Raw genomic sequence first — 281 nt, 5'->3', positions numbered from 1 at the left:
CTTCAAATGCTTTAAATAAAAATACCCAGTTAAAAACGAGAAATACACCACAAGCTAATATTTGTATGGTTTCTTTTTTGTTCCATTTCTCATTTTTATATTGCCCTGTTACGAACCAACATAATGCTAAAAATAAAGTCGCACAAATACAGCGAATAAACACTAATTCAAAGGAAGGTAAACCTGTTTGTACTGAAAAAAATCCAATCGATCCGAAAATAGACATCGATAGTATCATTTTTATTGCCGGCATTGATTTTGAATGAAACAAAATATTAACC

1 protein-coding gene is annotated in these 281 nt (G+C 30.2%); it reads right to left on the bottom strand.

The window, feature by feature from the left end:
- Nucleotides 1-271: EamA family transporter (locus JDS98_RS29710; protein ID WP_374191422.1), on the bottom strand; the 271-nt coding region annotated here is incomplete at its 3' end.
- Between the last annotated feature and the right edge of the window lie 10 nt (nucleotides 272-281).

Source organism: Bacillus cereus group sp. N11, from assembly GCF_016483605.1.
In the GTDB taxonomy this organism is placed as follows: Bacteria; Bacillota; Bacilli; order Bacillales; family Bacillaceae_G; genus Bacillus_A; species Bacillus_A toyonensis.
Note: the sequence above shows the minus strand (reverse complement) of the source record. Positions and strands in the feature narration are given on the sequence as shown.